12 protein-coding genes and 2 pseudogenes are annotated in these 14,173 nt (G+C 65.6%); 2 read left to right on the top strand and 12 right to left on the bottom strand.

The features are described 5' to 3' along the window. Positions 1 to 45 precede the first annotated feature (45 nt). From rsmD to thiL, 4 genes are read right to left on the bottom strand one after another with little or no spacing between them, the layout of a single operon-like run. A complete protein-coding gene (gene rsmD, locus CKW39_RS11725; protein WP_095798287.1) occupies positions 46 to 657 on the bottom strand; it encodes a 16S rRNA (guanine(966)-N(2))-methyltransferase RsmD in 612 nt (203 codons plus the stop codon). Next, positions 654 to 2,921 carry an ATP-dependent DNA helicase RecG gene (locus tag CKW39_RS11730; protein ID WP_173674311.1) on the bottom strand — a complete coding sequence of 756 codons (2,268 nt, stop codon included), beginning with the start codon at positions 2,919 to 2,921 and terminating at the stop codon, positions 654 to 656. Before CKW39_RS11730 ends, rsmD begins: the two co-directional genes overlap by 4 nt. Further along, positions 2,918 to 3,844 carry a DAK2 domain-containing protein gene (locus tag CKW39_RS11735; protein ID WP_095798288.1) on the bottom strand — a complete coding sequence of 309 codons (927 nt, stop codon included), beginning with the start codon at positions 3,842 to 3,844 and terminating at the stop codon, positions 2,918 to 2,920. The genes CKW39_RS11730 and CKW39_RS11735 overlap by 4 nt, the downstream gene beginning before the upstream one ends. Before the next feature lie 22 nt (positions 3,845 to 3,866). After that, positions 3,867 to 4,940, bottom strand: a complete 1,074-nt coding sequence (gene thiL / locus CKW39_RS11740; protein ID WP_095798289.1) for a thiamine-phosphate kinase — start codon at positions 4,938 to 4,940, stop codon at positions 3,867 to 3,869. Positions 4,941 to 5,011: 71 nt separating this feature from the next. Here thiL and CKW39_RS11745 point away from each other — a divergent pair, with 71 nt between their 5' ends. Then, a complete protein-coding gene (locus CKW39_RS11745; RefSeq protein WP_095798290.1) occupies positions 5,012 to 5,548 on the top strand; it encodes a DUF3515 domain-containing protein in 537 nt (178 codons plus the stop codon). A 38-nt stretch (positions 5,549 to 5,586) separates the two neighbouring features. Here the strand turns inward: CKW39_RS11745 and CKW39_RS11750 are convergent, their stop codons facing one another. The 6 genes from CKW39_RS11750 to leuC all read right to left on the bottom strand — a co-directional run bounded on the left by CKW39_RS11750 (position 5,587) and on the right by leuC (position 12,236). Continuing rightward, on the bottom strand, positions 5,587 to 6,747 hold the full coding sequence (locus CKW39_RS11750) for a D-alanine--D-alanine ligase family protein (protein ID WP_095798321.1): 1,161 nt from the start codon (positions 6,745 to 6,747) through the stop codon (positions 5,587 to 5,589). Next, on the bottom strand, positions 6,747 to 7,826 hold the full coding sequence (locus CKW39_RS11755) for an NAD(P)H-dependent glycerol-3-phosphate dehydrogenase (RefSeq protein ID WP_371514753.1): 1,080 nt from the start codon (positions 7,824 to 7,826) through the stop codon (positions 6,747 to 6,749). Before CKW39_RS11755 ends, CKW39_RS11750 begins: the two co-directional genes overlap by 1 nt. A 62-nt stretch (positions 7,827 to 7,888) precedes the next feature. Beyond that, positions 7,889 to 8,632 (bottom strand): 1-acyl-sn-glycerol-3-phosphate acyltransferase, encoded by a 744-nt coding sequence (locus CKW39_RS11760; RefSeq protein ID WP_095798292.1) that lies wholly within the window; start codon positions 8,630 to 8,632, stop codon positions 7,889 to 7,891. A gap of 56 nt (positions 8,633 to 8,688) precedes the next feature. Continuing rightward, positions 8,689 to 10,008: a UDP-N-acetylglucosamine 1-carboxyvinyltransferase gene (murA, locus tag CKW39_RS11765; RefSeq protein ID WP_095798293.1), complete on the bottom strand. Its 1,320-nt coding sequence runs from the start codon at positions 10,006 to 10,008 to the stop codon at positions 8,689 to 8,691. Positions 10,009 to 10,107: 99 nt separating this feature from the next. Continuing rightward, a complete protein-coding gene (leuD, locus tag CKW39_RS11770) occupies positions 10,108 to 10,707 on the bottom strand; it encodes a 3-isopropylmalate dehydratase small subunit (protein ID WP_095798294.1) in 600 nt (199 codons plus the stop codon). Between the two features lie 62 nt (positions 10,708 to 10,769). Then, the gene (gene leuC / locus CKW39_RS11775; RefSeq protein ID WP_095798295.1) at positions 10,770 to 12,236 is read right to left on the bottom strand and encodes a 3-isopropylmalate dehydratase large subunit; all 1,467 of its coding nucleotides are present in this window, start codon (positions 12,234 to 12,236) and stop codon (positions 10,770 to 10,772) included. 235 nt (positions 12,237 to 12,471) lie between these two features. Between leuC and CKW39_RS11780 the strand changes: the two genes are divergently transcribed. Then, positions 12,472 to 13,206, top strand: coding sequence for an IclR family transcriptional regulator (locus tag CKW39_RS11780; protein WP_158222947.1), 735 nt, complete (start codon positions 12,472 to 12,474; stop codon positions 13,204 to 13,206). Here the strand turns inward: CKW39_RS11780 and CKW39_RS15810 are convergent. Both CKW39_RS15810 and CKW39_RS11785 read right to left on the bottom strand, forming a co-directional pair. Next, positions 13,203 to 13,328, bottom strand: a pseudogene (locus CKW39_RS15810) (IS481 family transposase); the annotation flags it as partial. The gene CKW39_RS11780 and the pseudogene CKW39_RS15810 overlap by 4 nt on opposite strands. A 54-nt stretch (positions 13,329 to 13,382) precedes the next feature. Next, positions 13,383 to 13,955, bottom strand: a pseudogene (locus CKW39_RS11785) (alpha/beta fold hydrolase); the annotation flags it as partial. Positions 13,956 to 14,173 lie beyond the last annotated feature (218 nt).

The raw sequence follows: 14,173 nt of genomic DNA on the forward strand, positions 1-14,173 counted from the left end.
CGGAAACGAGAACCCTCCGCCCCACGAGCACTGCTCAACCGGCCTCTAAGCGGATTCCGCGTCCTCGGGATGCTCGGCGGCGGACTCCTCACTAGGGGTCTCCTCCACGTACCACAGGACGGTCTCGCCGTGGGCGCTGCGTTCAAACCGCTGCAGCCCCTCCGGCCACACCGGTTCCTCGGTGCGCGCGGAGCGTTCCACCACAATGACCGCCCCCGGGCCGAGGTGCCCCACCAGTCGCGCCAGTAGCGCGGTCAGGTCCTCGTTGGGCAGCGGGTACGGCGGATCGACCAACACCAGATCCCAACGATGATTTCCCTGCCGGGCCAGAAAGGTGGCCACCGGGGACTGCACCGTGGTGATCTCGATATCCGGTCGGGCACCGGCAAGCACTTGCGCGTTCGCTCGGCACACCGACGCCGCTCCGGCCGCCTTTTCCACCAGGGTCACCTCTCGTGCTCCCCGGCTCGCGGCCTCCAGACCGAGGGCTCCGGAACCGGCGAAGAGGTCGAGCACGCGGGAGTCTTCGCACATGCCCCACGCCTCCAAGCGTGCGAACAGCGATTCCTTGACGCGATCGGTCGTGGGGCGGGTGGCCGAACCGGGCACTGACTTGATGCGCAGTCCGCCCGCGGTCCCGGAAATGATGCGTGTCATCCGCGCTCCAAAAATGCTTGGCTGTTCTCGTCCACCACTCGTCCGATGGCAGCGAGCAGTTCTGTGTGCTGGGCCAATTGCGGGTCTTCGGAAATGACGACTTCGGCGTCCTCTCGGGCACGGGTGACCAGGGCTTCATCGCGTAGCGCGCTGATCCAGCGCAGGCCGGACTTCCGCCCGGATTGCGAGGCCCCCAGGATGTTGCCTTCGCGGCGCAGTTTGAGGTCCACTTCTGCAAGTTCGAAACCGTCCGTGGTGGAGGCGACCGCGGCCAGTCGTTCCCGGCCCGGATGATCCGGACGGCTGCGCGTGACCAACAAGCACGTGCTTTCGTGCTCGCCACGGCCGATGCGTCCGCGCAGCTGATGCAACTGGGAAATTCCGAACCGCTCGGGATCCACCATGATCATGAGTGACGCGTTGGCAACGTCCACGCCCACTTCAATTACGGTGGTGGAGATCAGCACGTCGATCTCACCAGCCGCGAACCGGTTCATCGTTTCGGTCTTCACGAGCGGATCCTGTCGGCCATGCAGCACGGCGATCCGAGCATCCCGCAGCTCCGGTTGCGCACTGATCAGGCGCTCGAGCCACTGGACCGTGGCCGGCTCGGGGCCGTCCCCGTCAGCGCCTTGTTCCTGGGCCGCGAGCAACGAGTCTCGCAGGGAATCGAAGGGCGGGAGGGCGGCGTCGTCGCCGATCTTGGGCGCCACCACGTAGACCTGACGGCCGCGCGAAATGTGCTCGCCCGCGAGCGCCCACACGCGCCGTTCCCAGGAGGGACCGTGTTCGGCCAGGCCCACCACGTGCGTGTGGATGGGGCGGCGGCCGCCGGGCAGCTCGCGCAGGGTGCTGACGTCCAGGTCGCCGAAGACCGTCATGGCCACCGTGCGCGGGATGGGCGTCGCGGTCATGACCAGGGTGTGGGGCGTGTGTCCTGCCTTGTCACGCAGGGCGTCGCGCTGTTCCACGCCAAAACGGTGCTGTTCGTCCACGACCGCCAGGCCGAGATCGGCGAACTGGACCTTCTCCTGAATCAGCGCGTGTGTGCCCACCACGATGCCGGCAGCACCGCTCGCGATGTCCAACAACGCGGCGCGTTTGGCCGCGGTGGGCAGTGAGCCGGTCAGCAACACGACCTTGGTGCCGTCCGGATCGCCGTCCAGCTGATCGGGTCGGGCGAGAGGGCCGAGTGAGGCCACGATCTTGTCGTAGTGCTGCTGGGCGAGCACCTCGGTGGGCGCCAGCATGGCCGCCTGTCCGCCAGTATCCACGATCTGCAGCATCGCACGCAGGGCCACCACGGTCTTACCGGAACCCACGTCGCCCTGGAGCAGCCGGTTCATGGGCGCGGTGCCTGCCAGCTCGGCCTGGATCTGCTCGCCCACCGTTCGCTGGCCGTCCGTCAGGGTGAACGGCAGGGCGGCGTCGTAGCGGGACAGCAGGCCGTCCGCGCGGGCGGGGCGCTCCTCGACGGGTTGGGATGCGTGTTCATGACGACGCCGCGCGAGTTCCGTTTGGAGTACGAAGGCCTCTTGGTAGCGGAACCGCTCCTGTGCCTTTTGGAACGCGTCCACTGACTCCGGGCGGTGCAGGTCACGATAAGCCTGTGCGAGGCCAACGAGTTTTTCGCGTTCCAGGATGTGGTGCGGGATCGGATCGGTCAGTGAGTCCAGATCCGCGGTCAGCAGCAGTTGCTGGACGGCGCGCGTGATGCGCGGGGTGGTGAGCTTGCCGCTCTCCGGATACACCGGGATCGGATAGACCTCGCCGGACTGGGACGTGAAGTCCGTGACGGAGTCCGGGGTGTCCACCACCGCGTAGTCTGCACCCGTCATGGACAGGTTCCCGCGGTAGAGCTCGGGTTTTCCGGTGAACAGGGCGTGCGTGCCCACGGGCAGTTCCTTTTGCGCCGTGTACGCGTTGAAGAACGTGATCTTGAGGCTGGCTCCGGTGCCGTCCGAAACGATCACGTCCGTCAGGCTGCGGCGCGGATCTCGTTGCATGCGCCGCGTAGACGAAGATTCCACGCGGGCCACGAACGACGTGCGCTCCCCGGCGACCAGGTCGCCCAGCAGTTGCAGGTGGCCGCGACGGATGTAGCGGCGCGGCGCGTAGTCCAATAACTCGCCCACCGTGGTGACGCCCAGATCCTTCTCGAGCAGCTTGACCGTGCTCGTGGGGGAATTACCCGGGATGTAACGGGTCAGTGGCTGGTCCAGAAGTCCGGCGAAGGCCGAGACCGGCTGAGCCGCGGTGGTCACGGAGAAACCTGGGGCTCGTCAGAACCGAGTGACGTCACGCTCACGTTGACCGCCTGGCCGCGTGCGCGCATGAGTTCCAGTGCTTCCTCGGGATCTTCCACGTGCACGTGCACGCGCCACGTGTAGCCGTTGTCCGTTTCACTCACTGCACTGACCAAGACGCTGTCCCCGGCACTGTCCAGTTCGTGGCGCAGTTCGGCGGCGTCCAGGGCGGAAAGCTCCACCGTGCACATGACCTCGAAGCCAACGGAATCGTGTTTGTCCTTGTGCCCGGTGTGGTCGGAGTAGTCGCGAATGATGTCCGGGACCGGATTGTGCCGGGTCAGGTCACCGGTCAGGGCCGCCCTGAGTTCGACCAGTACGATCAACATGCCGAGCGCACCCGAATCCACGGTGCCGCGTTCGTGCAGTACCGGAAGTTGGTCCAGGGTCTCGATCACGGCGTGGCTGCCGCGGGCGATGACCAGGTCCATCCAGTCGGAGAGTTGTTGGTTGGAGCCGTCCTGGGAATTCTCCGGGAGAGACACCTTGCTCACGGCCTCAAGGACGGAAATCAACGTGCCGTCCACCGGATCGGTGAGTGCCGACCAACAACGCACCTGCGCGGCGGAAAACGCATCTCGGAGTTCACCGGCCGTCATGCGCGTGGAACCTTCGAGCGATGTTCCCATGGCGGTGAGCGTCAGGGCCACGAGCACACCGGAGTTCCCTCGAGCCTGTTCCAGGGCGGCACGGCCGGCATGCTGCAGCAGCTCGCCAATGTCGTTGCCCTCGATCAGCTGGGCCGCCTCGGTCGCGTAGCCCACCGTGGTGCTGAGATTGACGCCGGTATCGGAATCGGCCACGGGAAAGACATTGAGATCATTGAGGACGTCCGTGTGCTCGACCAGAGCACGGTGCGCGCAGTCCAACCAATCGCGCACGGCCGATACCGTAGAGCCTCCTTTATGGCTCAAAATGATCCCATCCTTCACCCACGTCGTAGCCGAGCCATTGGCCCGGATCCTGCCCGGCAATGGTGACGGCGGTGTCCCCGATATCCGCCGGTCGGCGGTCTGCGGGCGCACACGAGCCTATCGCACGCATCCCCGGGGGAACCTGAACACCGGGCGGAAGCACAGCGAGCAAACCGTGGTCCTCTCCCCCGGTCAGCACCCAGCGCCACGGGTCCACACCGGCGGCATTGCCGGCCTCCGCCAGCTGCGCCACGGCCTCTTCCAGGGCAGCCGGGTCCAGGTCGACGACGACGCCGCTCGCTCGCGCCACACGGCCCGCATCACGTAACAGTCCGTCCGAGATGTCGATCATGGCGCTCACGCCGGCGCGGGCAGCTTTCGGCCCAGTAAGAATCGGTGCAAGGGGACGCAACTGTGCGCGCTCGAGTTCTCGTCGATTGTGCTCGGGTACCCGGTCCCAGCCGCTGCCGGGCGGGGCCTCCAGAGCGCTGAGCCCCGCGGCAGCAAGTCCGAGAGCGCCGACGTGCACCAACGTCCCACCGGCACCGGCCCCCGACCGCAGCACTGGGTTTCCATCCTCCATGACGCCCAGCACCGTTGCGGTCACGGACAACTCACGGCCGCGACCCAAATCACCGCCCACCAGGGCACAATCGGTGGCACCGAGTCTGTCGAACGCTTCTGCCAGCCCGGTGGCGAAGTCCTGCACCCACTGCACCGGGGTGTTCCCGGGCAAGGTCATCGACACGACCATGGAGGTTGGAACCGCGCCCATCGCGGCGATGTCCGCAAGGTTTTGCGCCGCGCATTTGTGGGCGGTATCCGCTCCCGTGGTTTCGTAGCCGTTGGGCCAGCGCACCCGGAAATCCTGGTCAACCACTTGTGTGTCGGTCGTGATGACGACTCGCCCTTGCGGAACCGCCACCACAGCGCAATCGTCCCCAGGCCCCACCTCGACATACGAGGACGCGGTTTTGGACAGCGGCAGGAACACTGACAGCAGCTCGGATTCGGAGACCTGCTCCACCGTGGCTGCGGGGGTCGGTGTGGGGGAAACGGTCATGGGTTCAGCGTAACGAGCGGCACACCCTGGTTCGCAGAAGCCACCCGGTCAGCACGTCTACAGTGGAGGTCATGTTCTTCTCCCGCGCGCGCTCCCAGGACGGATCTCACGGACTCCACATCTCCACCCGCCGCGCGGCCCTGGCGACCATGGCACTGAGCGGATTGTTGCTCACCGGTTGCGGCTCCCCCGTCTCGGTCGAAGGCGCACCGCACAATACGGACCCCGCGTGCGCGTCCGCCATGCTGGCCATGCCCGAGACCATGGGTGACCTGGATCAGCGGGCCACCACGAGCCAGGGCACCACCGCCTACGGCGAACCCTCGGGCGTGATCGTGCGCTGCGGTGTGGAACCGCCCGCACCCACCACCGACCCGTGCACCAACGTCAACGGCGTCGACTGGCTCATCTCCGAGGTCGAGGGCCAGGAAAACCAGTGGCGAGCCGTCAGTTACGGTCGCTCCCCCGCGGTGGAAATGCTCTTCGACACCGGTCGCGTCCCCTCATCCACCGCAATCGTGGAGGCCGGCAGTGCCGTGGCACAGATCCCGCAGGAGAGCACGTGCCTGTCCGTCTCCGACACTCTGGACTTGCAGAACACCCCCTAACCCGAGTCGGGCCAGGGGGTGTTCGAATCGACGACTAGTTAGCGCAGTCCCACGGGACGTTCGAGAGCCAGCGAAATCAGCTCGTCGATCAGGTCCGGGTACTCCAGTCCGGACGCCGCCCACATCCGCGGGTACATGGAAATGGGCGTGAAGCCGGGCATAGTGTTGATCTCGTTGATAACCACCCTGTGATCGGGCGTCACGAAGAAATCGCAGCGCGACAGACCTTCACCGTCGATGGCATCGAACGCCTGAACGGCCTTCTCCCGCAGAGTCTCGATCACGTCGCCCGGGAGATTCGCGGGGCAGGACAGCCGAGCGCCGTCGTCCTCGACGTACTTGGCCTCGAAGTCGTAGAAGTCGTGGCCCTGGACCTCGATCTCGCCGGGCAGGGACGCGCGCGGCGCGGACCACTCATGGCCGCCCAGCACGGCACACTCGATTTCGCGGCCCTCGATCCCCGCCTCGATCACGAGCTTGAGGTCGTGCTCGCGGGCTGTCTCGATGGCGTCGTCGAGGTCCTCTGCCCTGTCGACGCGGGTGATTCCGAACGATGAACCCGCGCGGGCGGGTTTGACGAACACCGGGAACCCGAGCGCGGCCACGTTCTCCCGGACCTGCTCCGAGTTGGTCAGCCAGTCGCGGTTGTGCACCACCGTGTACGGGCCGACCTCCAGTCCGGCGGCCTCGAAGGCGACCTTCATGAAGTGCTTGTCCATGCCAATGGCAGAGGCCGAGACACCGCAGCCCACGTACGGCAGGTCGGCCAACTCCAACAGACCCTGCAGGGTTCCGTCCTCACCGAAGGGCCCGTGCAGCAGCGGGAACACGGCGTCGATGTGGCGGCCCCGGGTGATGGTGCCGCCTTCGGAATTGAGGTCGTGGACGAGTAGCTCGTTCTCCCCCACCTGCAGCGGCAAGGTGACGCGCTGATCACCCACGGGCAACGTGGCCAGGGGCTGATGATCCAGAAGTGCTTCCAACTCGTCCTGGGAGTACAGGAACCAGGCGCCGTCCGTGGAGATGCCCACGCTCACCACGTCCCACCGGTCGCGGTTAATGGCACGCAGCACCGAACGCGCGGTGATCAAGGACACCGAGTGCTCGGAGGAACGGCCCCCGAACACCACGGCGACGCAGGGTTTCGTGGCCGAACCGGCCCCCTCCGCGGTCGCTTGAGCGTTGTCCGCACTGTTCATCATGCGCTGTTCCCTTCGGATTTGAGATCGCGGCCGAGCAGCTTGGGTGCCAGCTGATCTACCGGAATGTCGCCGCGTAGCACACCCACCACAGCCTCCGTGATGGGCATTTCCACGTCGTGTTCTTGGGCCAGAGCCAACACGGCGGGGGCCGACCTGATGGCCTCCGCGGTTTGGGTCATGGCGTCCTGGACCTGAGCGATACTCAGTCCCGAACCCAGCAGCTTACCCGCCGTGTGGTTCCTGGACAGCGAAGACGAACACGTGGCGACCAGGTCTCCCATGCCGGACAGCCCGGACAGCGTGGTCAGGTCACCGCCCAGCGCCAGGGCCAGGCGGGTGGTTTCGGCCAGCCCACGGGTCATCACGGAGGCCTTGGAATTGTCGCCGTAGCCGCGGCCGTCACAGATGCCGACGCACAGGGCGATCACGTTCTTCACCAGGCCGCCGATCTCTGTGCCGGTGACATCGGTATTCGTGTACGGACGGAAGTACGGGGCGGCGCAGCAACGGGCCACCCACGCGGCGGTGGTCAGTTCCGGGGCCGCCACCACGGATGCGGTGGGCTCTTCCCGCGCGATTTCCATGGCCAGGTTCGGACCCGAGAGCACGCACGAGCGGCGCGCCCAATCGTCATGACTGCTCTCGGTGTGCTCGGCCAGAGCCTGCGCAATCACCTCGGTCATGCGCAGTCCGGTCGCGGATTCCAGGCCCTTGGCCAGTGACAACACCACAGCGTCCGGGTCGATCAGCTCGGCCACCGCAGCCAGTTGCGCGCGCAGTGACTGCGCCGGGATCGCGGCCACGACCAAACGCGCCCCGCTCAGGGTGTCGCGCAGATCGGAGGAGAAATGAATCTGGTTCGGCAGATGGATGTCGGGCACGTAGCGCTCGTTGCGGCCGGTCTCGCGGATCCGCTCCATCGATTCGGGATTGCGGCCCCACAAGTGGACGGTGCGTTCGGCACCGGCGTCGCGAGCGGCGTCGGCGAGGACCTTGGCGAACGTGGTGCCCCACGAACCCGCGCCCAGCACGGCGACTTTGCTCGGCCCGTTGGGTTCCTCGGCCAGGGCGATCAACGACGACGCCGCGGCGGCTTCCGGGGGTGCCTCGCGGTCGATCGGGCGGCCGGCAGAGGCGTTCATCGGGATTCCTTGCGAACGCGAGGGTTGAAGCGGTCCGCGGGCGCTACTTCAGCACGCAACTCGGCCAGGAGATCGGTGATGCGATCCATGATCACGGTGGTCGCGTAATTGAGGTCATCCGCGGTGGGTTGATCCGTGGAGTGTTTCCCGGGACGCATGAGGTCCTGCGGAAGGAGGGGTTCCCCAATGAGCACGCGGACCTTCTTGGGCGGGAACAGGTTGAAGGTCCGTTTCCCCTGCGGGTCCCGGTACAGCACCTCCTGGTCGCCCCAGTGGGCCATGGGCACCACGGGAACTTGGCCCTGCAGCGACAGCCGCGACGCTCCCGTGTGGGCGCGCATGGGCCACATGCGGGGGTCACGAGTCACGGTGCCTTCCGGATACACCAGGATGGCACCACCGTCATTGAGCTCAATGAACGCGGCTTCCAACGAATCCTTGGCGCGCGTGGTCCCGCGATACACGGGAACCATGCCGATGTGGGTGAGCAGCCGACCAATGACGGGGACCCGGAACAAGGACTCCTTGGCCAGAAACCTGGGCATGATGCCCGACTTGTAGACCGGGTACGCCACCGTGATGGGGTCGATCTCGGTGAGGTGATTGGCCGCGACCACGAACCCCCCGGAGTCCGGAAAGTTCTCGGTCCCCCTCCAGGAGATCTTGGCGACCAAACGGTAGAGGGGAATGGCAATCCCCGCCAAGACCCGGTACGTGGACCGCTGCGACGTTCTACTCACTCGAGCATTCTCTCCCTACACCGCTCGTGACAGACACTCGCTGGGCCGACAGGTGCTCAGCGTTCTTCGAGATCGAAGTCCGCGCCCAGTCCCGCCAGCTTATCGGTGAAGTGCTCGTAGCCTCGTTTGATCAGTTCGATACCGGTCACGTGTGAAACGCCGTCCGCCGCCATGGCCGCGATCAGGTGCGAGAAGCCACCGCGCAGGTCGGGGATGTTGATGTCCGTGGCCTTCAGAGGCGTGGGGCCGGAAATTACGGCGGAGTGCAGGAAGTTGCGTTGACCGAAGCGGCACGGCACGGACCCCAGGCACTCGCGGTGCAGTTGGATTCCGGCACCCATGCGGTTGAGCGCGCGGGTGAAACCGAAACGATTCTCGTAGACCGTCTCGTGCACGATCGACACGCCCTTGGCCTGGGTCAGAGCGACCACCAGGGGCTGCTGCCAGTCGGTCATGAATCCGGGGTGCACGTTGGTTTCCACGATGAGCGGGTTCAGATCGCCACCCGGGTGGTAGAAGCGGATGCCCTCGTCCTGTATGTCCAGGCCGCCACCGAGCTTGCGGTAGGTGTTGAGGAAGGCCATCATGTCCGCCTGCTTGGCCCCGGCCACAAAGATGTCACCGCCGGTGGACAGGGCCGCGGAACCCCACGACGCCGCCTCGATACGGTCCGGCAGGGCACGGTGCTTGTAGCCGCGCAGCTCAGGAACACCCTCGATGCGGATCACGCGGTCGGTCTGGACCGTGATGATCGCGCCCATCTTCTGCAGAATGGCGATCAGGTCCATGATCTCGGGTTCGGTCGCGGCCCCCCGCAGTTCGGTGTGACCCTCGGCGCGGGTCGCGGTGAGCAGGACCTGTTCGGTGGCGCCCACGGACGGGTAGGGCAGATCGATCTTGGCGCCCTGCAACCCGTGTGGTGCACTCATGCGGATGCCGGATTCCAGCTTCTCGACACGCGCACCGAAGTTGCGCAGCACTTCCAGGTGGTAGTTGATGGGTCGGTCACCGATGCGGCAGCCACCCAGGTCGGGAATGAACGCCTCACCCAACGCGTGCAGCAGCGGGCCGCACAAAAGGATCGGGATTCGAGAATCCCCCGCGTGCGCGTCGATGTCCGCGTGGCGCGCCTGGGTGACGTTGGACGGATCGAGGGTGAGAACGCCGTCGGCGCCATCACGAGTGACCGAGACCCCGTGCAGACCAAGGAGGTTGGTCACCACGGACACGTCCTTGATCTCGGGGACGTTGCCGAGAACTGACGGTGTCGAACCGAGCAGCGCAGCGACCATGGCCTTGGGAACCAGGTTCTTGGCTCCGCGGACGGTTACCTGACCTGACAGCGGAACTCCGCCGGTGATTCGTAAAGAACTCATGACCTACCGATCTCGGGGGAAGCTAACATTCCATCGCATAGCGCAGTACGGAACCTGGCTATTCTAACGAGTCGACAGACTTATCAGCGCACTGAGTTCTCAGCTTTTTGCCGGGAGCGTGACGGGCTTGAACGCCGGTCGGCCGTCTTCGTAGGCCTTGACGTCTTCGTCATGCTGAAGAGTGAGACCAATGTCATCCAGTCCTTCCATCAGACGCCACCGGGTGTAGTCGTCGATCTGGAACGGGACCGTGACGGTGTCGCACGTGATGGTTTTGGACTCGAGGTCCACCTCGATCTCGATGCCGGGCTGTTCGTCCATGAGCTTCCACAGCAGTTCCACGTCCGACTGGTCCACCTGCGCCGCCAGCAGACCCTGCTTGCCGGAGTTACCGCGGAAAATGTCGGCGAAACGGGAGGAAATCACCACGTTGAAGCCGTAGTCGCGCAGCGCCCACACGGCGTGCTCACGGGAGGAACCCGTGCCGAAGTCAGACCCAGCGACCAGCACGGAACCGTCCTTGTAGACGTCCTGGTTGAGCACGAAGTCAGGGTTCTTCCGCCAACCGGCGAAGAGCGCGTCGTCGAAGCCGGTCTTGGTGATGCGCTTGAGGTAGACGGCCGGGATGATCTGGTCCGTGTCCACGTTCGACTGCTTGAGCGGCACACCCGTGCCGCGGTGGGTAATGAATTTCTCCATGGTGAGGTCCTTACTACAGTTACTGGGCCGCCTGCCGGTCCGGCCGGGCGCCGAGAATCGATTTAGACGGCGGGCACGGATTCCAGGTCCGACGGCGCGCTGAGGGTTCCGCGCACGGCGGTCGCGGCGGCGACCACGGGCGAGACCAAGTGGGTGCGACCACCCTTACCCTGGCGTCCTTCGAAGTTGCGGTTGGAGGTCGAGGCGCAGCGCTCCCCCGGTGCCAGCTGATCCGGGTTCATGCCCAGGCACATGGAGCAACCAGCAAAGCGCCAGTCCGCACCGAAGTCCTTGAACACCTGATCCAGGCCCTCGGCCTCGGCCTGCAAGCGGACCTTGGCGGAACCGGGGACCACCATCATGCGCACGTTCTCGGCCTTGGTCCGGCCCTTCACAATGTCCGCGGCGATCCGCAGGTCCTCGATGCGTGAGTTGGTGCACGACCCCAGGAATACGGTGTCCACGGGGATCTCCTTCATCGGAGTCCCGGCTTCCAGGCCCATGTACTCCAGGGCGCGGCGGGCGGCGTCCTTGGCGTTGTCGTCCCCCGCGTCCTCCGGGTTGGGCACGGGCTCGGACAGCGGCACACCCTGGCCGGGGTTGGTGCCCCACGTGACGAACGGTTCCAGCTCGTCCGCGTCGATGAACACCTCGTTGTCGAACTCGGCGCCCTCATCGGTGTGCAGGGTCTTCCAGTACTCGACCGCGGCATCCCAGTCCTCGCCCTGCGGCGCATGCGGTCGGCCCTGGACGTAATCGAACGTGGTCTGGTCCGGAGCGATCATGCCCGCGCGGGCACCGGCCTCGATCGACATGTTGCAAATGGTCATGCGGGCTTCCATCGACAGCGACCGAATGGCCGAGCCCCGGAATTCCAGCACGTAACCCTGACCACCACCGGTGCCGATCTTGGCAATCACCGCCAGGATGATGTCCTTGGAGGTCACGCCCGGCTTGAGCGTGCCTTCCACCGTGATGGCCATGGTCTTGAACGGAGCCAACGACAGAGTCTGGGTGGCCATGACGTGCTCGACCTCGGAGGTGCCGATACCGAAAGCCAGCGCGCCGAACGCACCGTGGGTCGAGGTGTGGGAGTCACCGCACACCACGGTCATGCCCGGTTGGGTCAGACCCAGCTGCGGTCCCACCACGTGCACGATGCCCTGTTCCGCGTCTCCCAGGGAGTGCAGTCGAACACCGAATTCTTCACAGTTGGCACGCAGGGTGTCGATCTGCTTGCGGGAAGTCTCGTCCTTGATGGTCGAGAAAATATCTTCGGTGGGCGTGTTGTGGTCCTCGGTTGCAATCGTCAGATCGGGGCGACGCAGGCCACGGCCGGCCAGGCGCAGACCCTCGAAGGCCTGGGGGCTAGTGACCTCGTGGACGAGGTGAAGATCGATGTAGATCAGGTCGGGCTGGCCGTTCTCGCCCTGGCGCACCAGGTGATCCGTCCAGACCTTCTCGGCGAGCGTGCGCGGAGTGGCGCTGGAATCCTGCGCAGTGGTGCGGGCTCCGGTGGTTTCTGACATCTAAACCTCTCCTGATCATGGCTGCGCCGGTGAACCGGTCGCGGGGTACCTCGCGTGGATCGCTCGGCACCGTGTTTTCTCTATGGTCCACGGGACACGCCGAGCAGTTCCAGTGTACTCGCTTGCTTCTCGCATTGTGAGACGGCAGTCTTAGAGCATGGACAATCTTGATGCGATGGATCCCACCGGCGCACTCCTCGGAACTCCGCTCGGCGGACGGGGCACGGGTGCGGGCATGCCCGTGGAGTCGTCCTTCTCGCCGTCGGGGGTGGGTGTCATCGACAAGGCGTCTCTCATTCTGGACGCGCTCGAAGCCGGACCCGCTTCGCTCGCGGATCTCGTGGAGGCCACGGGTCTGGCCCGCCCCACCGTGCATCGACTGGCGGTGGCCTTGGCCCATCACCGATTCGTCGGACGTGATGTCCAAGGCCGGTTCGTCCTGGGCTCGCGCGTCGTCGAGCTTGCATCGGCCGCGGGCGAGGACCGTCTCATCTCCGCCTCGGCACCGGTGTTGCTCCAACTGCGCGATGCCACCGGGGAGTCGTCGCAGGTGTTCCGTCGTCAGGGTGAATGGCGCGTGTGCGTGGCCTCCGCCGAACGCCCCATCGGCCTGCGCGACACGATTCCTGTGGGCACTCAACTGTCCATGAAGGCCGGTTCCGCCGCGCAGGTTCTGATCGCATGGGAGGACCACGCCCGATTGATCGAGGGCCTCGCGCACGCTCGCTTCTCGGCCACCACCTTGGCCGGCGTACGACGCCGCGGCTGGGCCCAGTCGATCGGCGAGCGCGAGCCGGGCATCGCCTCGGTCTCGGCGCCGGTGCGCGGGCCTTCCGGGCGGGTCATCGCGGCCGTGTCGATTTCCGGTCCCATTGAACGGCTGTCCAAGCAGCCTGGACAGAAGCACGCGGAAGTAGTCGTGCAGGCCGCCCGTCAGCTAACCGAGGCGGTGCGGGTGAGCGCCGCCTAGGTGTACTCACCGGACGCTTTGGTCAATCGTGAGTACGGCGGCAGATTCTCGCAGGCAGTATCGCGGTGGTGATGGTTGTCATAGTGCAGCCGCCCCTCGAGTTCACCGCGGCGCTCGGCCTCGAAACGAAAAGGGACCAGCCGAATCGGCTGGTCCCATCAGGTCGCGAGTGCAATTCAGCTGGTCTGCGATGCCGCGGATCGGATGATTTCGGCGAGGTCGCGCGGTCGGCTCCACATGGGCCAGTGTCCCGTGGGGAGGTCGATGATGTCGACGTGTTCGAGATTCGCGACCTCGGCAAACATGGGGTGACCTGCCTGGACCAGTTCCGTTACCTGCTCGCCCGAGATTGAGCAGCACACTAAGGTCGTCGGGACGCCGTGGCGGGACTCGTTCACCAGCTCGACGGGTTGACGGAGCACTGAGGCAGGCTCCGGGACAGCCCTCGTCCGGAATCGCTCAAGGGCCTCGGCGCTCAAGCCTTCGAGACTCGCCTGCTGTCCGAGGGCATCGAACGACGGCAGAGGTAGCTCATCGAGCTCAGCCGGGAAGTCAGGGGCAAAGACGGTGCCGTCCGCCACGGGGCCGGAATCAACCCACATCACCCGGGCGACGAGCTCGGGGTGCCGGTCAAGGACGAGGCTGACGGGGGCGTTGGCGCCGCTGTGAGCGACGAGAATCGCAGGCTGATCGCCTCGCCGAGTGATGACGTCCCGGATCGCTGCTGCTTGGTCGTCGAGAGTCTTAGCCTTGATCCACCGATGAGCATGCTGGGCTTGGGTCGCAATTAAAGACGGGATGCCCGTCTGACCGGGAAGAATGGGACTTGTTCAGGGTTCCGTTCCACCGCGATGAGAGGGCATCTCGCAGATGCAAGTTTCCCACACGCCTGCTGCCGTGTCAGTTTCCTTCGACGAGCCGAACCTCATCGGGTCCGCCGGGCTGGTGCCGGTGATGGAACTGGCCG

It is taken from the genome of Kocuria sp. WRN011 (assembly GCF_002295155.1).
GTDB lineage: Bacteria > Actinomycetota > Actinomycetes > Actinomycetales > Micrococcaceae > Kocuria > Kocuria carniphila.